Here is an 18,942-nt window from a genome sequence, read left to right on the forward strand (position 1 = left end):
TGTCCAGGCCATGCGCATCAGCAAGCTTGCCCCATCGCTTTCGGTTCCGAACGGGGCGCCGTTTGCCGCGCTCCGGCTGGCCCCTGCCCTGCAGGCAACGCTGACCGAACTCGGCTTGGCCAATGTCACGCCGCTCCAGGCCGCCATGCTGCCCGGCGCGCTGGCGGGCCACGACCTGATCGTGCAGTCGCCCGCCGGAAGTGGAAGGATTCTGGCATTCACCATCGCCCTGCTCCATCGGCTAGACCCGCGCCGGTTCGACGTTCAGGCGCTGGTTCTCTGTCCGACGCGGGATCGTGCGCAGCGGGTCTCACAACGCATCAGGGACTGCGCACGTGCGGCCAGGCACGTCAAGGTTGTGACGCTGAGCCAGGGCTCGGCCATGCGTTCACAGATCGACAGCCTGATCCATGGCGCGCATATCGTTGTGGGCACGCCGGGCCGGGTTCTCGATCACATCGAAAGTGGCAGCCTGGACCTGCGCGCCGTCGGTACACTCGTGCTCGATGAGACCGATACGATGCTCGACATGGGGTTTGCCGATGACATCGTGTACGCCGCAAGCCGTTGTCCGAAGGACAGGCAGACACTGCTGCTCTCGTCGTCCGGCGAAAGCGACCTGCCGCCCGGGATTGCGCGGCTTGCCAGGCATTGGCTCAGGAAGCCGCAGCGCATCTTCCACTTTCCCGCATAGCGCGTCGCATTCGTGCTGCATCGCGGCGACAACCAAATTTCTTACGAAGATTCGTGAAAGTCACCCTGTGAGCGTCGTCATTACTTTGCTAATCTGAATGAACGCTGCCGGAGCACATTGCGTATTGCTCCTGAAGCGGCCCGTCGTGGGCATTGAATGTTTCCAAAACGGCAACAAGGAGTCGGTGTCATGAAAACCGCGCGGCAGGTTCTGGAAAACAAGGCAAGTCATGCGATCTACAGCATCCCGCCCACGGCGACGGTTTATGCCGCGCTGCAACTGATGGCGGAGAAAGGCATAGGTGCGCTGTTGGTGATGGAGCACCAGAAGATCGTCGGCATCATCAGTGAACGGGATTACGCACGCAAAGTGATCCTGATGCAACGTACGTCGCGTGAAACCCTGGTGCGCGAAATCATGACCAGCGCGGTGATCTATGTGCGCGCAGACCAGAGCACCGACGAATGCATGGCCCTGATGACACGGCACCGCCTGCGTCACCTGCCGGTCATGAACGGCGATGACCTGATCGGCATGCTGTCGATCGGCGACCTCGTGAACGACATCATCAGCGAGCAGCGCTTTACGATCGAGCAACTGGAGCATTACATCCACGGCGGCTCGCGCTGAGCGCGCTTTCGTCTCGATCACACCGCTAGTTTCGGCAATCTTGAGGCGATCTCCGGGCAACATCGATGTGATGTTCCCGCGAGACGCCCGTCTGCCTTCGCGCGCCTGAAAACCCGGCATTCGCGCCAGCGCCAAATGCTGAGCATGCATATAATTATGCGGTTACTGAATTAGGCCGCGCCCCCAACATGCGGCCGTACCACCCTGCCCCGCATGTCGTCCCCCGCTCCTGCCAGCCAATCTGCCGTCGAGGCCATTGCCTCCATTTCCCCCGCACCAGTCCACGACCATGCCGCGATCATGCGCGTGATCGGCGGCATCGTGCTCTGCATCCTGCTGGCCGCGCTCGACCAGACCGTGGTGATCCCGGCCGTTACGGCGATTGCGAACGACCTCAACGGGTTCGGGCACCTGTCATGGATCGTGACCGCGTACCTGATCGTGTCGACGGTGACCACGCCGCTGTACGGCAAGTTGTCCGACAGTTTTGGGCGACGGCGCCTGCTGATGGTGGCGATCTCGCTGTTCATCGTCGCCTCGGTGGCATGCGCGCTTGCGCAATCGCTGCCGCAGCTGATCCTGTTCCGGGCGCTGCAGGGCGTTGGCGGTGGCGGGCTGCTGTCGCTGGCGCAGGCCGCCATTGCCGATGTGGTGGCGCCACGCGAGCGTGGCCGCTACCAGGGGTACCTGGCGACGGTCTGGGCCGTTTCGTCGATTGCCGGGCCGCTGGTCGGCGGCTGGGTGTCTGATCACCTGTCGTGGCGCTGGCTGTTCTGGATCAATCTGCCGCTCGGGTTGCTGGCGATGACGATGTGCTATCGCGGACTTGCCCACCTCAAGCCGCGCGGCGGCAAGCCCCAGGTCGACTGGCTGGGCGCCCTGCTGCTCGCCGTGGCCATCGTCGCGTTCCTGCTGGCGATGAGCTGGGGTGGCGAGGCATTCGACTGGATCTCGCCGGAGATGGCCGGGCTGCTGATGCTCACGCTGGTGGCCTTGGCGCTGCTGGCATGGCAGGAGCGCCGGGCCGCCGATCCAATGCTGCCGCCGCGCCTGTTCCGCAATCGTGCCTATGTCATGGGTGTGGGCGCGTCCGCGCTGGCCGCACTCAATATCTTCCTGTGCATCTTCGCCCTGCCGCTGCATTTCCAGCTTGTGCGCGATGCCGATGCATCGATGTCGGGCCTGCTCGTGGTGCCGTTCCTGCTGTCGTCGGTGGGCGGCAACTTCCTGGTGGCCTGGCTTGCGCCGCGCCTGGGCCGCATGCGCATCATCCTGACCGGCGGTTTCATTGCGGCGGCGATCGGCCTGATCTCGCTGGCGGCGGTGACCTCGGCAGTACCCACGGTGTTTGTCCTGATTGCGATGACGATCGGCGGCATGGGTCTGGGCGTGGGGATGGTCGGCACGCTGATCAGCGTGCAGAACGCGCTCGAGCGTCGTGACATGGGCGCCGGCACCGGCGCGCTGCTCGTGCTGCGCTCGCTGGGCAGTTCGATCGGCGGCGCGCTGGCCGGCACGCTCCTGGCGATGGAGTTTCGCGATGCGCTGGCCAGGGCCGGTGTTTCGCAGACGCTGGACCTCGGCGCGCTGCGCCATGGCAGCGATGCGCTGGCGCATCTGTCGCCAGCCGTGCGTCAGCTTCTGGCCGGCGGCGTGGAATCCGGCTTTCATCTGATCTTTGCCGCCGGTGCGCTGGCCGCGATTGCGGCACTGGTCATCGTCCGCCGCATGCCGGATCTGGAACTGCGCAGCAGCGTGACCGAGCACGCGTCCAAGATCCACATGGAATAAGCGCAGGGCGGGCGTGGCCGCCGCATGACGGCATGACGCAAGACAGCCGAAAGCGTAGACTTGCCAGCACCGCAAGCCACCGGAGCGCCGATTCATGTCTCGTCCACGTACCCTGGAACCTGTTCAACGGATCGCGCTGACTGGCGCGTTGGCGCTGGCCGCCGCGGCAGTCATGCTGCCGCCGCCGGCCCGTGGCGCCGAAAAGCCCGCCACGGTGGGCGCGTCGCAATCGGCTGGCAATTGCCCGGCATCCCTGAACTTCCGCTTCCCGCGGCTCCAGGACGAGTCGCCCCAGAACCTGTGCCAGTACGCGGGCAAGGTGGTGCTGGTGGTCAATACAGCCAGCTACTGCGGCTTCACGCCCCAGTACGAAGGGCTGGAGGCGCTCTACGCGAAGTACCGTGACCGTGGGCTCGTGGTGCTTGGCTTCCCGTCGAACGACTTCTCGCAGGAACCGGGCTCGGCCAAGGAAATCTCGGACTTTTGCTACAACACCTACGGGGTCAAGTTCCCGATGCTGGGCAAGAGCCATGTGCGCGGCAGCGATGCCAACCCGATGTACGCACTGCTGGCCCAGCAGACCGGCACCACGCCGAAGTGGAACTTCTACAAGTACCTGATCGACCGCAAGGGCCAGGTGGTCGGCAGTTACAACAGCATGGTCAAGCCTGACGACAAGCAGTTCGTCGCCCGGATCGAGGAATTGCTGAACACGCGATAACTCGCTGACCACGGCCCGGCGCGCCTTCCCGTCCGCTGTTTCCACGCATCGTTGATTTTCGTCAAGAAAGAAACGCCCGCGCATCATTACTTTCGCCCCTTGGCCAATCAACACAAACAACAGGCGGCGAGAGAGGGATCATGGGTAACGTCTTGTACGAAGCGGATGGGCATGTCTGCCTGTCGTTCACGGATCTGGTAGAGGAAGAGCACGGCGAGGTTGTGCAGAGCAACCAGTTCCTGGTGGTGGACAACGGCCATGCGGCGCTGATCGACCCCGGTGGGCAGATGACCTATAGCGAGCTGTATCTGACGATCAGCCGCTACTTTCCGCCCAAGCAGCTTGACTACGTCCTGGCATCGCACGCCGATCCGGATATCGTGGCCTCGGTGGGGCGCTGGCTGACCTCGTCAAATAGCCGCGTGCTGATTTCACAGGTCTGGGCGCGCTTTCTGCCGCATTTCTGCCAGGCGGGCAAGACGGCAGGGCGCATTCTGACAATCCCGGACGCCGGCATGGTGGTGCCGCTCGGGCGCAGCCAGCTCGTCGCGGTTCCCGCGCACTTCCTTCACTCCGAAGGCAATTTCCAGTTCTACGATCCGGTCAGCAAGATCCTGTTTTCGGGCGATCTGGGGGCGTCCATGACGTCCGCCACCGAGGCGGGCGACGTGGTGACCGATTTCGATGCCCATGTGACGCGCATGCTGCCATTCCATCGCCGCTACATGAGCGGCAACAGGGCGTGCAGGCTGTGGGCGGCAATGGCGCGGACGCTCGACATCGAATGGATCGTGCCCCAGCACGGGCCGTCGTTTCGCGGCCGCGAAATGGTGGGGCGCTTCATCGGGTGGGTGGAGCAACTGCAATGCGGGCTGGACCTGCTCGATTCCTCGCATTACCGGGTACCGTCCTACCGGATCTGATTCTGGACCTGAGCCGGCGCGCTTGCGCTATGCTCGCGGGCTGGTGTTACCCGAGGAGACAAGACCCATGAAACTCGTCCGCATTGGAGAGCCCGGCGCCGAGCGCCCGGGCATGCTGGACCGCGATGGCCGCGTGCGCGACCTGTCCGGCGTGATCGGCAATATCGGCCCGCAGGAACTGGCGCCCGGCGTGCTGGCCCGGCTGGCATTGATAGACCCCGAGACGCTGCCGGTGGTAGAGGCCGGACGCTTCGGTGTGCCCTGGAGCGGCGTTGGCAAGATCATCGCCATCGGCCTGAACTACGCCGACCACGCGGCCGAGGCTGGCATGCCGCTGCCGACCGAGCCTATCGTGTTCCTGAAGGCCAACACGTCGCTGAACGGCCCGAACGACAATGTGATGCTGCCGCTCGATTCGCATAAGTCGGACTGGGAAGTCGAACTGGGTGTGGTGATCGGTACCACGGCCCGCAATGTGTGGAAGGAGCAGGCGCTCGACTATGTGGCGGGCTACTGCGTGGTCAACGATGTCTCCGAGCGCGAGTTCCAGCTCGAGCGCGGCGGTACGTGGGACAAGGGCAAGGGCTGCGACACGTTCTGCCCGGCCGGCCCGTGGCTGGTTACGCGCGACGAGGTGCCCGACCCGCAGAACCTGGGGTTGTGGCTCGACGTCAATGGCGAGCGCATGCAGAAGGGCAGCACCGCAACGATGGTTTTCGATGTGGCGACGATCGTCAGCTACGTCAGCCGCTTCATGACGCTGGAACCGGGCGACCTGATTGCCACCGGCACGCCGCCGGGCGTCGGCATGGGCTTCAAGCCGCCGCGCTATCTGAGCGCTGGCGATGTGATGCGCCTGGGTGTCGAAGGTCTTGGCGAACAGAGCCAGAACGTGGTGGCTTACGTCGGGCACGGCGGCGCACTGCGGATCTAGGGCAGGGCAGTCGGGGGTGCCCGCGGCGACGTGCCGTGGGTTCCCCGCTGAAACGTCTTCATACAAAGCGTCGCGATTGCACACAAAGCGTCCGTTAAGGGCAACAGTTTTGTCGCAATTCAGGGTGCTTTCGCACGAAATCGGCATTCCCACTTTCATCTGCATCCCAGGGTGGAATACTGTTCATACATGTCTGCCAGTTAGAGCACTGCCATGTCTGAACACGCCCCCGAAATCGACGACCCAGAAAGCGACGCCCCCGAAGTCGAATCGATCCTGAAGTCTGTTTCCGTCCGCCTCGCCAGAAACACACCCACCCGGTCCTACTGCACGTTGCACGACACGCTCGACTCGCGTGATGAACTGCAGGACATCCGTCGCCACCTCCACCAGCATCCCGAACTCGCATTCAACGAAGTCCGCACGTCCGAACTCGTCGCCAGCAAGCTCGAAAGCTGGGGCTACGCGGTCACGCGTGGCGTGGGCGGCACCGGCCTTGTCGGCACGCTGCAGGCCGGTACGGGCCGGCGCAGCATCGGCATTCGCGCGGACATGGATGCGTTGCCGATTCACGAGCGCTCCGGCCTGCCTTACGCCAGTGTGCACGAAGGCAAGATGCACGCATGCGGGCACGATGGACATACCGCAGTGCTGCTTGGCGCCGCGCGCCAGCTTGCGCGCACCAGGCGCTTCAATGGCACGGTCCATCTGATTTTCCAGCCGGCTGAGGAAATCGGCGCCGGCGGCGGTGCGGAGCGGATGCTGGCCGATGGCCTGTTCGAGCGTTTCCCGTGCGATGCCATTTTCGGCCTGCACAACCACCCGGGTATCGAGGCCGGTACCTTCATGTTCCGGTCGGGCCCGTTCATGGCCGCGTGCGATACGGTTGCGATCACGATCCGTGGCAAGGGCGGGCATGCCGCGCGCCCGCACCAGTCGATCGATCCGATCCTGGTGGCCGGGAGCCTGGTCATGGCGCTGCAGTCCGTGGTGGCGCGCAGCGTCGATCCGAACGAGACCGCCGTGGTAACCATCGGCACGCTACACGCGGGCCATGCGCCCAATGTGATACCTGACAGCGCGCGCATGGAACTCAGCGTGCGCTCGTTCAGCCCGGACGTGCGCGCGTCGATTGAAGCGCGCATCCGCCAGTTGGCGGTTTCGCACGCCGAAGGGTACGGCGCCACCGCCGATATCGAGTACGTGCGTGGCTATCCGGTGCTGGTCAACAGCGAAGCCGAAACCGAGTTCGCGCGCCAGGTAGCCGAGGAACTGGTTGGCCCCGAGCGCGCGATCTCCAATTTCCCGCGCATCGCCGGCAGCGAGGACTTCGCGTACTTCCTGCAGGAACGCCCGGGCTGCTTCGTGCGGATGGGTAACGGCGCCAACCAGCCGCTGCTCCACAACGCCGGCTACGACTTCAACGACGACAACCTGACCGTGGGCGCTGCGTTCTGGACGCGGCTGGTTGAACGTTACCTGGAAGCGTAGCGCTATCTGACTGAGGGTCAGGGGCCAGGGTTACTTGAAGAAGGCGCTCGGCGGCACGCCAAACTGCCGCCGGAACATCGTTGCGAACGCACTCGGGCTGCCGTAGCCCATGTCGAGCGCGACATCCACCACCTTGTCCCCGGCTGCAAGCCTTTCCAGCGCGGCCAGCAGCCTGGCCTGCTGGCGCCATTGGCCGAATGTCATCCCCGTTTCGCGCGCAAAGCGGCGCTGGATGGTCTTGGGGTCCACGCCGAGTTTGCCGCCCCAGTCGGCCAGCGTCAGTTCGGAGTCCGGGCTGGCAACGATCAGGTCGCAGATCTCGCGCAGGCCATGGTCGGTTGGACGCGGCAGATGCAGCGGCAGTGTCGGCACCAGCGTGACTTCATCGAGCAGCAGCCGCATCAGGCGGCCTTCGCGCGAATCGGGCGAATAGGGCAGGGGGATGTCGATGGCGGCCAGGATCAGTTCGCGCAGCAGCGGCGAGATGCCGAGCACGGTGCAACGCGTGGGCAGGTTCGGCGCGGCGTCCGGGCGGATATAGGCGGTGCGCATCTGCACGTGGCCAACCATGCGGATCCAGTGCACCGTGCCTCCGGGCATCCACATGCCGCGCGTGGGCGGCACGATCCATTGGCCGTCGGCCGTGGACACCACCATCACGCCGTGCACGGCATGGATTAGCTGCGCGTGCGGATGCTGGTGGGGCTTCGTGACATGGGTGGGCAGGTAGTCGGCCGCCATGGCCGCAACCGGCATCGGGCCGCGGTCATACCGCAGATAGGCCGGCTGTTCGGAGTAGGTATCTGGGCGCCCGTCGGCATGGGCAGCGCGTGGGGCATCGGCTGGCATGTCCTTTTCTCCAAAGTTGCGGCCCCATTCTCGCAGGACAGGCGATTGATTGCCAATTAGGATCGTTGCACATTCCCCAGGTGCCGCACATTTGTGGCGCCGGGGCATCGCCAGAGAACCATCGGCCAATGCGCCCCCCGCACCATGAGCACAACCGCCCATCCGGCCCAGACGGCCGGCCGTGAGGAAGGCACGCGCTTTCGCGTGCTGTACGCGATCAGCTTCGCGCACTTCCTCAACGACATGATCCAGTCGCTGATTCTTGCCATCTATCCGATGCTCAAGGGCGGCTTCAACCTGAACTTCACGCAGATCGGCCTGCTGACGCTGACGTACCAGATCACGGCATCGCTGCTGCAGCCCGTGGTTGGCCTGTACACGGACAAGCATCCGAAGCCGCACTCGCTGGCCATCGGCATGGGCTTCACGCTGTGTGGCCTGTTGCTGCTGTCAGTAGCGCCAAGCTACGGCGTGCTGCTGGTGGCGGCGGCGCTGGTGGGCACGGGTTCTTCGATCTTCCATCCTGAATCGTCGCGCGTGGCGCGCCTGGCATCGGGCGGTCAGCACGGGCTGGCCCAGTCGATCTTCCAGGTTGGCGGAAATGGCGGCAGCGCGATGGGGCCGTTGCTTGCCGCGTGGATCGTTCACACGCAAGGCAGCGTGGCGTGGTTCTCGCTGGCCGCGCTGCTGGCCATCACGGTGTTGTGGCAGATCGGCGGCTGGTACGGCCGTCACCTGGCCGAGCGGGCGGCAAAGAAGAAGAGCGCCGGCGCAGTGGCCAAACGGCTGCCGACTTCGACGGTCGTGCGCGCCATTGTCGTGCTGCTGCTGCTGATTTTCTCGAAGTACTTCTACATGGCCAGCCTGAACACGTATTACACGTTCTATCTGATGGAGAAGTTCGGCCTGCCGCGCCAGAGCGCGCAGATCTACCTGTTCCTGTTCCTGTTTGCCGTGGCCGCCGGCACCATCCTTGGCGGCCCGATCGGCGACCGCATCGGCCGCAAGCGCGTGATCTGGGCGTCGATTCTTGGCGTGGCACCGTTCACGCTGATGCTGCCGCACGCCAACCTGTTCTGGACCGCCGTGCTGTCCGTGGTGATCGGCTTCATCCTGGCTTCCGCCTTCTCGGCAATCCTCGTGTTCGCGCAGGAACTGATTCCGGGCAAGGTCGGCATGGTGTCTGGCCTGTTCTTCGGGTTTGCCTTCGGCATGGGCGGCATCGGCGCCGCCGTGCTTGGCCGGCTGGCCGACGCGCACGGTATCGAATCCGTGTACCAGCTTTGCGCATTCCTGCCGCTGCTGGGGCTGCTGGCGGTGTTCCTGCCCGATCTGAGGGAACGGGCGAAAGCGGCCTGAAGGCCTGATGGTTTTCTCCCCTCTCCCGCGCGCGGGAGAGGGGAGCGACACATATCCTCACTTCGCCGTCTTGTCCTGCGACACATCCATGATCATCCGCGTCAACAGGTACAGGCGCGGCGTGATCGAGTTCAGGTCCACGTACTCGGCATCGTTCGAATGCGCGCCGAAGCCGCGCAGGCCGAAGCGCTCGATGACCGGCGCCTTGGTGGCGGCCGCGGCGAATGCCGCGTCGGTGCCGCCGCCTTCGGCGGTATCGTAGACGGCCAGCTTCTCGCCGATCTCGGCATAGATGCCTTGCGCATGTGCGGCCAGCGCACGGGAGGCCGGCGTGGCCTCCAGCGGCGGGCGGCGGCGCTCGAACTTCACCTCGACCTTGGTATCGGGGATCAGCTTCTTCTGAATGCGTTCCTGAAGCGTGCGCTCCAGGCCGTCGTAGTCGGCCGTACGCAGCACGCGCACGTCGGCCTGCGCGGTGGCAGCGGCGGGAATCACATTGCGGTTGGTGCCGGCCTGGGCCAGCGTCCAGTTGACCTTGAGGCCGGTAGCGGGATTCGACAGGTCGCGCATCTGCAGGACCTGGTGCGACATCTCGTAGAGCGCGTTGCGGCCCAGTTCGGGCGAGTTGCCCGCGTGTGACGACTTGCCCTCGACCTTCAGCGAGATCGCCCCGATGCCGCTGGTGGCCAGCGACAGCCTGTCGCCCGTCACGCGCGTGGCCTCGCACGAGAACACCGCATCCTGTTCCGCGCCAAGCTTCGTCAGCGTGGCCCGTGCGCCCGGCGAACTGATCTCCTCGTCACCGTTGATCAGCACGGTCAGCGTGCCGTAATCCTTGAAGTTCATCTTCTGCAGGATCGCCACGGTATGCAGGATCACGGCAATGCCGTTCTTGTCGTCGGCGATGCCCAGCCCGTAGGCGCGGTCTCCGTCGACGCGGAACGGCTGCTGCGCGAGCATGCCGCGCAGGTACACCGTGTCCATGTGCGCGATCAGCATGATCTTGCGGTGACCAGTGCCCTTGAACTGCGCCATGACCATCTTGCCGACTTTCGGGGGCGTGTCTTCCATGCGATAGACCTCGGTCGGCTCCACCAGCTTCGCGTCGCCACCAAGCGCGGCCAGGCGATCACGAATCAGGGTGGCAATGCGGTCCAGGCCTTCGAGATCCTTGCTGCCGGATTCGATCGAGACCAGGTCCTTGAGCGAATCGATCAGCGCGGGCTTTTCCTGCTGTGCGAGCTGGTAGACCGGCTGCACCGGCTCGGCCTGCGCGGGCAGCGCGCAGATTGCACCGGCCAGCGCGAGCGCGGCGGGGAGCAGGGTGAAACGGGTTCGCAGGGCAGGGCGGGCGGTGACGTGCATGCGTGAAACACTCCTTCTTGTGTTTTCTGTGGGCAAAGCGGAATGTTGCGGAATTGGCGTGCCGCGGTAAAGGGGCAATTGCGGGGCAAATGCGGGGCAACTGCGGGGCAACTGCGGGACATCGGTCACCCGACATTGAATTTGCGGCATCATGGCGGTCATGAAGTCCGCCGTACCCCAGCCCCCCGGAACCCCACCCATGCCCGCCGCCACGCCTCCCCGGGCGCCAGCGCGCCCCGCCTGCGCCCATTGCCTGGCGCTCGCCGACGATCCGCGCCGGCGTGAGCCGCATCCGTGCCTGGCACTGCGCGATACCGCACCGCTGGTCAGCCAGAGCGCTGCCGGCGTGCCCTTCAGCATGATGTCGTTCACGTGCCGCGAGTGCGGCACTGCCTGGCGGCTCTACGACCGCGCAAACGAGTTGTTTGTGTCGTGGGTGCCCGAACATCCGCTGGTGCGATAACCGCCCGGAGGCATCGGGCGCGGGCGGCGGATCGGCTAAGATGACGCCTGTCCGGATGCCGCAGGGTTCTGTCTGCCGGTGTCGTCGCGACGCCATTTCTTCGTGATTCCCGCCAGCCCCCGCCCACGCCCGACCATGGCCGCCTTCCGTTCCCTGCCGCTGCATGCCGCGTGCATCGCCGCAACCCTGACCGCCGCCGTTACCGTTGCCGCCCCGGCGTACGCCGCCGACAACTATCCGAGCCGCCCGATCCGCATGATCGTTGCCTACCCGACTGGCGGCATCAGCGACACCGTGGCGCGTGCGCTGGGCGAAAAACTCTCCGCACAGATGGGCACATCGGTCGTGGTCGAGAACAAGGCCGGCGCCGGTGGCAGCATCGGCATCGATGCGGTGGCCAAGGCAGCGCCCGACGGATACACGCTTGGCTTTGCCTCCACCAGCCCGCTCACGCTCAATCCGCATGTGTCGCACGTCAACTACGACCCCCAGCATGATGTGGCGCCGGTGATGAGCGTGATGTACTCGCCGGTGCTCGTGGTTGCCACGCACAGCTTCACAGGCAAGTCGTTTCAGGACCTGATTGCACAGGCCAAGGCCAGGCCGGGCTCGGTGCGATGGGCAACGTCGGGCCTTGGTACCGTGGGCCACGTGATGCTTGAGCAGATCAAGGCGAAGTCGAAGGCCGAGGTCACGATGATTCCGTACAAGGGCGCAGGCCAGCAACTGAACGACGCACTGGGCGGTCAGTTCGAGGTGATGAGCACCAATGCCAGCCCCATGCTGACGCAGCACATGCAGGCAGGGCGCCTGCGGGCCATCGCCGTGGGCGCGCCAAAGCGGATCGATTCGCTGCCCAACGTGCCGACCTTCGATGAACTCGGCTATCCCAAGGCCAACCTGACCTCGACATTCGGCATCTTCGCGCCGGGCAAGACGCCGCCGGCGATCATCAACCGGCTCAACGCGGAACTGAACAAGGCACTGGCCGAACCTGACGTGCGCGATCGCCTGATGCGCGGCGGCGAGGTTCCCACGGGGGGCGCGGCCGCGCAGTTTGGCGCCGCCATTCGCGCGGAATCGGCCGAGAACGCCCGCATCGTCAAGGAAGCCGGCATCAAGGCGGACTGATTTGGTCAACGCCATTGGGCGATACAGGGCGCGACTACAGGGCGACTACAGGGCGACTACAGGGCGACTACAGGGCGACTACAGGGCGTCCAGGCGGCTGCCAAGACGATAGACCGATCGCAGCATGACGCCGTTGAATGGCCAGAGCGCAAGCTTGGTGCGCACGCGCGACAGATGACTGTCGATGGTGCGCGCCTGCTCATCCATGCGCATGCCTGCCCAGACCTGCTCGATCATCGTGCTGCGCGCCACCACGGCGCCAAGGTTGCGGAACAGCAACAGCGCCAGCGCATACTCCTTCGGTGACAGCGTCACAGGCACGCCATTGACCCATACCCGGCGCTCCGCCACCGCAAAGCGGAACGCACCACAGACCAGTTGGTCGGGCGCATCGCTCAAGGCGCCCTGCGGCGTGGGCGTGGCCGTCATGCCCGGCATCGCGGCACGCCGGGACAGCGCCTCGATGCGCGCCCGCAACTCGTCGCAGCGCGCGGGCTGCGGCACATAGGCGTCCGCGCCAGCCGCGAGGCAGCCAACGATATCTTCCTCCGCATTGCTCTGGCCCAGCATCATCACCGGCAGACCATGTCCTAGCGTGCGCCGGATCCAGTCGAGCATCTCGTCTGCGCTGGTGTCCGCGACATCGCGGTCAAGCAGCAACAGGTCATATGGCTCGCTGCGGATCGCCTCGATCATCGGCTGGGCACAGCGGAAGCGCGCGAGGGTATGCCCGCCCGGATGCAACGCGTGTTCCAGCACCATGGCGCGGGCCGGATTGTCTTCTAGCGCGGCGATTCTCACGATGCGTGTCCTTCCTCTCTGGTTCAGATCGTGCGGGCCATGGTAGGCCGATGAACCGCGCGGAAGAAGTAAACATTTGTGGCCGACAAAATGAGCATCGTCTCATATGGTTTTATCGCGCAAGCGCATCTAATGGTCGTCTGAGACTTCACTGGATGCCCCGCAAGGGTGCATGACGACGCATGACAAGGGTGGGACTGAGGATTGCATCGCTGGAAGACGATGCCGCACAGGCCGCGTGGATCCGCGAGATCGTGAGAGCCGAAGGCCACGAGTGCGTGACGTTCGCAGACGGCCGGCGCATGCTGGTGACGCTGCGCAAGGTCACGTTCGATCTGCTGGTGCTCGACTGGCACGTGCCGCACGTCACCGGCAGGGAGGTGCTGGCCTGGGTGCGCGCGCATCTGGACCCGCGCGTGCCGGTCATGTTCCTGAGCCGGCGTGCCAGCGAGGAAGACGTCGTTGCCACGCTGAACGCCGGTGCGGACGACTACATGATCAAGCCGATCCGGCCGCGCGAACTGGGCGCGCGCATCACGGCACTATTGCGGCGTACCTATCCCGATACGCGTCAGCCCGAAGAAGGCCGGCTGGCGTGGGGCTGTTTCACCTTTGACACGGTCACGCGCATCGCCACGTGCCACGGGCAGGAGGTGCGGCTGACACCGAAGGAGTTCGAACTCGCGCTGCTGCTGTTTCGCAGCGAGGGCAGGGCAGTGCCGCGCGAGCACATGCTGGTGGCGGTTTGGGGCAAGGAGCTTCCGCCGCTGTCGCGCACCGTCGACACCCACATCTCGCGCGTGCGCAACAAGCTGGGCCTGTGGGAGCGCAACGGCGTGCGCCTGCTGCCCGTCTATACGCACGGCTACCGGCTGGAGATGGTGGGCGAGCCGGTTGTGGAAGCACCTGTGGAAGCGCCACCGAAAAAAAAGAAAGGCACCCGAAGGTGCCTTTCCGACAACTGATCAAACCAACAATCAGAAGATGTGGCGGATGCCAGCGCCGAAGCTGGTCTGGTTGTTGCGGCCCGGCAGTTCGGTCGTGGTGGCGCCCGAAACCTTGTTGAAGTCCGCAGCACCGTAGACTTGCGTGCGCTTCGACAGCGAGTACTCGGCGATGAACGCGCCGGTATAGCGGCGGCCGCTGTTGTTGGCGATACCGTTCTTGTTCTCGACGTAGTCGCCGTAGAACGCGCCGGTCAGCGCCCAGGCCGGGGTGACCTGGTAGGTCACGCCGATGTAGCCCAGCGTGTCCTTGCGCGGGTTGGCGTTGGCGCCGGCGGTGCCGAGGGTGGCCGGTGCCGGATTGGCGGTCGTGGTGACGACGGCGGCGTTGTTCAGGATGTTGTCCATCTGGCCGGTGTGGTCACGACCACCGATGTAGCCCAGGAAGATCTTCGCCGGTCCGATCGAGTACTTACCAGCGGCGCCCCACATTTGCTGCTTGTTGCTATTGGCGTCGCGGATTTCCTGGTACACACCACCGACGGCAAACGGGCCGTACGTGTAGGCTGCGCGCACGCCGAAGTACGGCGTGTTGGTGGCGTTGTTCACGCTGGCGGCTGTGCCGCTAGCCTTCGTGAAGCTGCCCGGGACTTCGCCGAAGCCGTAGCTGGCGCCGAAGTCGAAGCCGCTGAACGAACCACCGTAGCTGACCACGTTGTTCCGGCGCAGCTGCGTCAGGCTGTAGTACATCCACGAGTTGCCGGTGTAGTTACCGATGGTCAGCGGATCGTAGTCGCCGAAGAAATTAAACCCTTCGGTGTACTGGCGGCCCAGCTTCACGGCGCCGAAATCACCAGCCAGGCCAACGTAGGCTTGACGATTGAAGAGCTGACCCGTGCTGGCGCCATTCATCTTGCCATTGTCGAGGCTGTAGCCGTTTTCCAGTTGGAAGATGGCCTTCAGGTTGTTGCCCAGGGCTTCAGCGCCCTTCATGCCCCAGCGGCTCTGCGTGATGGCACCATCGTCCATCGCGGTCAGGCCGTGGTTCTGGGCATCGGCGTTGGTCGTGTAGTGGATGCTGGCATCGGCGATGCCGTACAGCGTGACCGACGTTTGCGCATAGGCGCCGCCGGCAAACAACGAACCGAGTGCGAGGGTCAGTAGCGATTTCTTCATGGTGCTCCTTTTCTGTCTTGTGGTTGTCCGCTGCCGGATCACGGCGCGTCCATTTGAATAACGTTTGCTGTAAACGCCGCGAAAATTTAACAAAAGGCGGATCGTTCGGACATAAAAGTAAGCAGGAGCATCGCTTCAGGAGGACATTTGGTGCAATTCCGTTGGTTTGCCGCTACACAATGCCTAAATGCCCTGAAAATGGTGCGCGGCAGCACGCGCCGTTCGGGTGCATGCGCACGAACGGGCGAAGCGTAGGGCGGGGATTAGCGGAAGTGCAGGATTCAGCGCAGTAGTCGTCGAGCGAGACTGCTGCGCCGCAATAATCCCTGCGAAAGAGGGGCGGGTTTTCCCTTAGAAAATAATTCCGAGAAATTGCCGCGAATTTATCGCGAAATTACTAGGGTAATTACCCACCCGCTAGATCAGGCTTGTGGAATTTCGATCTTGACCTCGAGAACCTCGAGGTTGTCCTGGCGCTCCAGACTGACGCGCAGGTCCTGATCGCTAATCTTTACGTATTTGGAAATCACGGCCACCAGCTCGCGCTGCAAGGCTGGCAGATAGTCGGCCGGTGCCGAATGGCCCGAACGTTCATGGGCGAGAATGATCTGCAGGCGCTCCTTGGCGACAGATGCGGATTTCTTCTTCTCTCCCAGCAGGAAGGACAGGATCGACATGTTGATGAGCCCCCCTTACTTGTTGCCGAAGATGCGCGAGAGCAGCCCCGGTTTTTGATAATCGGTGAAACGCAGCGGCTTTTCCTTGCCCAGGAAGCGGTCAACCACGTCGCCATAGGCGTCTGCCACGTCGGTGCCGTCCAGGTGGATCGCCGGCGTGCCCTGGTTAGAGGCATGCAGCACGGCTTCCGATTCGGGGACCACGCCGATCAGCTTGATGCGCAGGATTTCCTGGATATCGGTCAGCGACAGCATCTCGCCGCCATGCACGCGCTTGGGGTTGTAGCGCGTGATCAGCAGGTGCTCCTTGATCGGGTCGCCGCCCTCGCTGGCGCGCTTGGTTTTCGAGGCCAGGATGCCGAGGATGCGGTCCGAGTCGCGCACCGACGACACCTCGGGGTTGGTCACCACGAGCGCCTCGTCGGCAAAGTACATGGCCATCAGCGCGCCGGTCTCGATGCCCGCGGGCGAATCGCAGACGATGTACTCGAAGCCCATCTCCTTCAGGTTGTTGATGACCTTTTCCACGCCATCGCGCGTCAGCGCTTCCTTGTCACGCGTCTGGGAGGCCGGCAGGATGAACAGGTTCTCGCACTTCTTGTCCTTGATCAGCGCCTGGTGCAGGTTCGCTTCGCCCTGCACCACGTTGATCAGGTCATACACCACGCGGCGCTCGCAGCCCATGATCAGGTCGAGGTTGCGCAGGCCGACGTCGAAATCGATCACGACGGTCTTGTGGCCGCGCAGGGCCAGGCCAGCGGCGAAGCTTGCGCTGGTGGTGGTCTTGCCAACGCCCCCCTTGCCGGAGGTCACTACGATGATTTTTGCCATGGCTCTATGGTCCGGATGAGTGGAATTCGTTCGGTATGTGCTGCCGTTACTTCATTCGCAGCGGTTCAAGGATCAGCTTTTCATTGGCCAGGCGAACCTGCGCCGACTTGCCGAGCACATCGGCCGGGAGCGTCTGCTCCGCGGTCCGGTAGATGCCGGCGATGGAAATCAGTTCGGGTTCCAGGCACGTGCAGAAGATGCGCGCATCGGGATTACCCTTGACGCCCGCCAGCGCACGGCCGCGCAGCGGGGCGTAGATGTGGATGTTGCCTTCGGCGATCACCTCGGCGCCGTAGCTGACGAGGTCCAGGATCACCACGTCGCCCTGGGCGTAAACCTGCTGCCCCGAGCGCAGCGGCTTGTCGATCAGCAGCGTGGGAATTGCGCGCGGGCCGGAAGCCGCGCTGGCGGCCGCCATGATGTCGGCAATGTCCGAGGCCGTGCCGTTGGCAGTGGCGTCGGCCGCTCCGGAATCGGCGCTCGCCGCTGCGCCCGCCTTGGCGTCGCCTTCGGCATCCACCCCGGCGGCTGGCGCCACGGCTGCCGCGCCGGTTTCGGCGCTTCCGGCCTTCTCCTTCTCCTTCTCCTTCGGCGTCTCGTCCTTGCCGCCGCGCCGGCTCTGGCTGTCCAGCAGCGGCAGGCCGAAGGCGCCCGCCCAGGCACGCTGGTCGGCACGCGCGACCACGCCGATGGCGCGGGCCTTGAGCGTGGCAAGGGTGTCGATCACGCGGTCCAGCGCCAGCGCGCTATCGCCTTCCAGGCGGCGCAGGTCCAGCGCGACAACGTCATCGGAGAAAAAATCGGGGGTCGATTCGAATCGGGAGAGGAGGTCGTCCCGCAGCGCGTCCAGGTCGGCGGTGTTGAGGGCGAGGAGGAGGGCGTCAACATTGCCACTGCGCAGCTCGAAGCGTGGCGATTTCTTCTGAGACATAGCCGGGTGACCGTGGAAATGCCACATTCTAACGTCGGATTTCCGGGGAACTGTAACAAAAATCAGCCCACCGGCCTCAGGTGCCCGATGCGGACCATCAGGGCGCGCTCGCATGCCGGAAGTCGCGGCCGGGGGTATGGTTCACACCGATTGCATCGGCTTGATACGATTGCGCGTCCTCAAAAAGTGGAGCGTGTGGAGAGTCTATGGGAGCTATCGTCAACTGCGCGGCGTATCGCGATGGCAAGAAACTGGGCAAGGTCGAGTTCGAGGGCATCGCGGGCGCGCTGGCCGAGGCGGGCACTTTTGTCTGGCTGGGCCTGCACGAGCCGGACCTGCCGCTGCTGCGCAAGGTTCAGCAGGCGTTCGGCCTGCACGACCTGGCGGTGGAGGACGCGCTGGACGCCCATCAGCGGCCCAAGCTGGAGACCTATGGCGATTCGGTGTTCGTGGTGCTGAACACCGCGCAACTGGTGGATGACGAAGTTGTGGTGGGCGAGACGCACCTGTTCGTCGGCCCGAACTACGTGGTCTCCGTGCGTCACGGCGCCAGTTCCACCTATACGCCGGTGCGCGACCGCTGCGAACAGGACCCGCACGGCCTGGCCAACGGCACCGGCTACGTGCTGTATGCGCTGATGGACTTTGTCGTCGACCAGTACCTGCCGATCGTCAACCGCCTCGAGGACGCGTTCGAGGCGCTGGAGCAGAACATCTTCCGCGACGAGTTCGATCGCGCCGCCATCGAGCGGCTCTACAAGATCAAGCACCAGGTCCTGCGCCTGCGCAACGCGGTCTATCCGGTCGAGGACATCTGCGGCCAGTTGATCCGGCTGCACGAGGACCTCGTGCCGAAGGAGCTGCGCGCGTATTTCCGCGATATCGAGGATCATTGCAGCCGCATCGTGCGCTCGCTCGACGTCGTACGCGAAATGCTGACCACGGCGGTGCAGGTCAACCTGGCGCTGGTCACCGTGACGCAGAACGAGGTGGTCAAGCGGCTGGCCGGCTGGGGCGCGATCCTGGCGGTGCCGACGGTGGTGTTCTCGCTCTATGGCATGAACTTCAACTTCATGCCGGAACTGAAGTTCCACTACGCCTATCCGGTGGTGATCGGCGTGACAGGAACACTGTGCGGATTTCTCTGGCGGAAGCTGCACAGGGCCGGCTGGATCTGACACGAGGTTTGCTCCCCTCTCCCGCACGGCGGGAGAGGGGCCGGGGGAGAGGG

At 64.4% G+C, this 18,942-nt stretch carries 19 protein-coding genes; 12 read left to right on the forward strand and 7 right to left on the reverse strand.

What is annotated here, in order from left to right:
* The first annotated feature begins 10 nt into the window (after positions 1–10).
* The 7 genes from B552_RS0126055 (at position 11) to B552_RS0126090 (ending at position 7,184) form a co-directional block, all read left to right on the forward strand.
* On the forward strand, positions 11–694 hold the full coding sequence (locus B552_RS0126055) for a DEAD/DEAH box helicase (protein WP_019452004.1): 684 nt from the start codon (positions 11–13) through the stop codon (positions 692–694).
* Between the two features lie 189 nt (positions 695–883).
* On the forward strand, positions 884–1,324 hold the full coding sequence (locus B552_RS0126060) for a CBS domain-containing protein (protein ID WP_019452005.1): 441 nt from the start codon (positions 884–886) through the stop codon (positions 1,322–1,324).
* Positions 1,325–1,537: 213 nt separating this feature from the next.
* Positions 1,538–3,115, forward strand: coding sequence for an MFS transporter (locus B552_RS0126070; RefSeq protein ID WP_157160349.1), 1,578 nt, complete (start codon positions 1,538–1,540; stop codon positions 3,113–3,115).
* Positions 3,116–3,209: 94 nt separating this feature from the next.
* A complete protein-coding gene (locus B552_RS0126075; RefSeq protein WP_026036064.1) occupies positions 3,210–3,836 on the forward strand; it encodes a glutathione peroxidase in 627 nt (208 codons plus the stop codon).
* Positions 3,837–3,976: 140 nt separating this feature from the next.
* Positions 3,977–4,759, forward strand: coding sequence for an MBL fold metallo-hydrolase (locus tag B552_RS0126080; protein ID WP_019452009.1), 783 nt, complete (start codon positions 3,977–3,979; stop codon positions 4,757–4,759).
* A 67-nt stretch (positions 4,760–4,826) separates the two neighbouring features.
* Complete coding sequence (locus B552_RS0126085; RefSeq protein ID WP_019452010.1) at positions 4,827–5,693, forward strand: fumarylacetoacetate hydrolase family protein; 867 nt, start codon at positions 4,827–4,829, stop codon at positions 5,691–5,693.
* Positions 5,694–5,906: 213 nt separating this feature from the next.
* Positions 5,907–7,184: a M20 aminoacylase family protein gene (locus B552_RS0126090; RefSeq protein WP_019452011.1), complete on the forward strand. Its 1,278-nt coding sequence runs from the start codon at positions 5,907–5,909 to the stop codon at positions 7,182–7,184.
* A 30-nt stretch (positions 7,185–7,214) separates the two neighbouring features.
* On the opposite strand, the gene B552_RS0126095 is transcribed toward B552_RS0126090, so the two are convergent.
* Positions 7,215–8,033 (reverse strand): helix-turn-helix transcriptional regulator, encoded by an 819-nt coding sequence (locus B552_RS0126095; RefSeq protein ID WP_019452012.1) that lies wholly within the window; start codon positions 8,031–8,033, stop codon positions 7,215–7,217.
* 144 nt (positions 8,034–8,177) lie between these two features.
* Here B552_RS0126095 and B552_RS0126100 point away from each other — a divergent pair, with 144 nt between their 5' ends.
* Positions 8,178–9,392 carry an MFS transporter gene (locus B552_RS0126100; RefSeq protein WP_019452013.1) on the forward strand — a complete coding sequence of 405 codons (1,215 nt, stop codon included), beginning with the start codon at positions 8,178–8,180 and terminating at the stop codon, positions 9,390–9,392.
* Positions 9,393–9,449: 57 nt separating this feature from the next.
* Here B552_RS0126100 and B552_RS0126105 read toward each other — a convergent pair whose 3' ends face one another.
* A complete protein-coding gene (locus tag B552_RS0126105) occupies positions 9,450–10,757 on the reverse strand; it encodes a M20/M25/M40 family metallo-hydrolase (protein WP_019452014.1) in 1,308 nt (435 codons plus the stop codon).
* 199 nt (positions 10,758–10,956) lie between these two features.
* Between B552_RS0126105 and B552_RS0126110 the strand changes: the two genes are divergently transcribed.
* Together B552_RS0126110 and B552_RS0126115 are read left to right on the forward strand one after the other, a co-directional pair.
* Positions 10,957–11,220, forward strand: coding sequence for a hypothetical protein (locus tag B552_RS0126110; protein WP_019452015.1), 264 nt, complete (start codon positions 10,957–10,959; stop codon positions 11,218–11,220).
* Positions 11,221–11,355: 135 nt separating this feature from the next.
* A complete protein-coding gene (locus B552_RS0126115; RefSeq protein ID WP_019452016.1) occupies positions 11,356–12,351 on the forward strand; it encodes a tripartite tricarboxylate transporter substrate binding protein in 996 nt (331 codons plus the stop codon).
* Positions 12,352–12,429: 78 nt separating this feature from the next.
* Here the strand turns inward: B552_RS0126115 and B552_RS0126120 are convergent, their stop codons facing one another.
* Positions 12,430–13,152, reverse strand: a complete 723-nt coding sequence (locus B552_RS0126120; RefSeq protein WP_026036066.1) for a response regulator transcription factor — start codon at positions 13,150–13,152, stop codon at positions 12,430–12,432.
* Positions 13,153–13,334: 182 nt separating this feature from the next.
* Here B552_RS0126120 and B552_RS0126125 point away from each other — a divergent pair, with 182 nt between their 5' ends.
* Complete coding sequence (locus B552_RS0126125) at positions 13,335–14,117, forward strand: response regulator transcription factor (RefSeq protein WP_019452018.1); 783 nt, start codon at positions 13,335–13,337, stop codon at positions 14,115–14,117.
* Between the two features lie 12 nt (positions 14,118–14,129).
* On the opposite strand, the gene B552_RS0126130 is transcribed toward B552_RS0126125, so the two are convergent.
* The 4 genes from B552_RS0126130 to minC all read right to left on the reverse strand — a co-directional run bounded on the left by B552_RS0126130 (position 14,130) and on the right by minC (position 17,711).
* Positions 14,130–15,272: a porin gene (locus B552_RS0126130; RefSeq protein ID WP_019452019.1), complete on the reverse strand. Its 1,143-nt coding sequence runs from the start codon at positions 15,270–15,272 to the stop codon at positions 14,130–14,132.
* Between the two features lie 422 nt (positions 15,273–15,694).
* The gene (minE, locus tag B552_RS0126135) at positions 15,695–15,949 is read right to left on the reverse strand and encodes a cell division topological specificity factor MinE (protein ID WP_008645119.1); all 255 of its coding nucleotides are present in this window, start codon (positions 15,947–15,949) and stop codon (positions 15,695–15,697) included.
* Between the two features lie 15 nt (positions 15,950–15,964).
* Positions 15,965–16,780 (reverse strand): septum site-determining protein MinD, encoded by an 816-nt coding sequence (gene minD, locus B552_RS0126140; protein ID WP_019452020.1) that lies wholly within the window; start codon positions 16,778–16,780, stop codon positions 15,965–15,967.
* Positions 16,781–16,826: 46 nt separating this feature from the next.
* A complete protein-coding gene (minC, locus tag B552_RS0126145) occupies positions 16,827–17,711 on the reverse strand; it encodes a septum site-determining protein MinC (RefSeq protein WP_026036067.1) in 885 nt (294 codons plus the stop codon).
* Between the two features lie 206 nt (positions 17,712–17,917).
* On the opposite strand from minC, the gene B552_RS0126150 reads away from it, so the two are divergent.
* Positions 17,918–18,889 (forward strand): magnesium and cobalt transport protein CorA, encoded by a 972-nt coding sequence (locus tag B552_RS0126150; RefSeq protein WP_019452022.1) that lies wholly within the window; start codon positions 17,918–17,920, stop codon positions 18,887–18,889.
* Positions 18,890–18,942: the final 53 nt, after the last annotated feature.

Source organism: Cupriavidus sp. BIS7 (genome assembly GCF_000292345.1).
GTDB lineage: Bacteria > Pseudomonadota > Gammaproteobacteria > Burkholderiales > Burkholderiaceae > Cupriavidus.